This window comes from Microcoleus sp. AT8-B5 (assembly GCF_036705565.1).
GTDB lineage: Bacteria > Cyanobacteriota > Cyanobacteriia > Cyanobacteriales > Microcoleaceae > Microcoleus.
This window is the reverse complement of the sequence record NZ_JAUBUY010000113.1, coordinates 1-1,888: the sequence shown is the minus strand read 5'-3', so window position 1 is coordinate 1,888 and position 1,888 is coordinate 1. Positions and strand designations below refer to the sequence as shown.

The 1,888-nt window shown below is 38.4% G+C and carries 2 protein-coding genes; both read right to left on the bottom strand.

From position 1 onward, the window contains the following. Window positions 1–285 precede the first annotated feature (285 nt). Window positions 286–801: a hypothetical protein gene (locus QUB39_RS30370; RefSeq protein WP_333245748.1), complete on the bottom strand. Its 516-nt coding sequence runs from the start codon at window positions 799–801 to the stop codon at window positions 286–288. Window positions 802–1,084: 283 nt separating this feature from the next. Further along, entirely contained in the window at window positions 1,085–1,738 is a 654-nt protein-coding gene (locus QUB39_RS30365; protein WP_333245745.1) for a hypothetical protein, read from the bottom strand. Between the last annotated feature and the right edge of the window lie 150 nt (window positions 1,739–1,888).

Below are 1,888 nucleotides of genomic sequence, written 5' to 3'. Positions count from 1 at the left end.
TGGCAGCTAAGAAATGTCAACAATAAAAGTCCAAATGAAATTTTGTGAAGTGTCATAATAGAATTGCAACTAACGTTGAGGGCTTGCTGCTGTGCTGGTATTTTATAATTGTCAGCCTGGCAACTGAAGCCGATTAAAAAACCAAAGTACAAAATATATTCTGTTGCTCATTAGCGTAATGTCGGCTGAAACTACTGCTGATGAGCGAAACAAAAGTTGATGCTGCGTAGTGTCAGCCAGCATAGCAGCAAACCTATGTTGTGTGCCGTTTGTCTAGCAGTTCTATTAAGTCCCTTTATTGCCTACAAATAGAAATTGAAAATATTCAAGATCGCCAGGCTGATTTGTCCCAAAATACCTTGTATGATGTTGTTTTCTATATTTCCGTTTAAGCTTATGAATTGTAGTTAGTCCAGCAACTTTAGGGTTAAAGTCTGCACCGGGTCTTACAGTCATTATGATTGCACCGAAGTCATCTAGTTTTCCAAATACGCCCACAGAATTACTACTGTCTAAAATATGTATCTTTTCCACTTTCTCATCTTGAAAGAACTCATTTATAAATTCGAGTATTCTGGCACTGTCATCTTTACTCCGAAATTGATAATAATATTTTCCGCTGTTAGATTGAACTTCAAAAACGGGGCTGGCGATATACCTCATGCCGACATATCTTGGTGTTATTTTAGTTGCTGTACTTGAGCCATATGTCCACACGTTCTTTAGAAGAGCCTGTTTTAAGCTGTCAAACGTAATCTGTTTTTTGACTTGAGTATTGCTTATGCTGTCCTGTGCAGACAACTTGCTGCATTTTAGAAACATCAACGTTATTAAGACTATTTTGATGATCATGAAGTCTATGTTATGTTGATCCGAATGGCACACAACGTTCAGGTATTGCCGAAGGCGGGATATTTTATAACGTCCAGCCTGGTAACTAAAGTTAAATAGAAATACCAAATTTTAATCACCCAAAAATGACCGAGCGAAGCCGGTCACTATGAAGCCGAAGTTGATAATCGAACCAAATGTTCATGTTTACTACGTCAACCCCGCTTTTGGCAATACTTTGTTACCTGCCGTATTATGGCTGCCGTTTTAGTCCTGTCCTAATGTAACCTCTTAAATAGAATGTGTCTTTTTGAGTTCCTTTTTCTGGTATAGAAACTGTCTCTGTAAACTCCATGTCCACATATCCTATTATAATGTCACCAAGTGAATATCTGCTTTTGTTCAGCATCAATCTTTGCTTTGTCACTTGGTATGAGGTTTTTTGTCCGGGAATTAAAGCTGGATAAACGGTCTGAGGCTCAAAATAAAAGCTGTCACCTTGTATATGGACGTAGAACTCACTTGCGTAAGCTGGAAGTCCGTCAGAAAATATCAAGATAAGCCCGTCTTTAGTTTTGTTGGCGAAACAATATCTTATATCGTATCCACCTTGAACATTTGTCGAACAATTCGCTGTGAAAAATAAATGAGCTGTGTCAGCCGGTGTTATTGGCTCGTCATCATTTTTGCTAAATTCACCAGTGCTATCGTCTTTGAAAACCTCCCAAGAATAGTCCCAATTTTTGGCGAAAGAAAATGTGTCTTTCAGATGCTTGTCGACTAATACTTTGGAGAAGGTTTTATATGTCAAACTGCCTGCACCAACTAGATACCTTTTTTGAGCAACAGCATTTTGTCCCACAAGAAGAAAGGCTGTGAAATATATTATGAAAGGTTTGAGGTTCATTTTAAATATGGCAGGTAACGTTAAAGGCTTGGCGAAGTGCGAATAGCGTTTCGTCAGCCTGGCACGAAATAAATTTAGAACATTAAATTTTCAATTCAAACGAATTTGTCCGACAGCGTCATGTCGCACCAGCTGCAGTTGAGAAAAGAT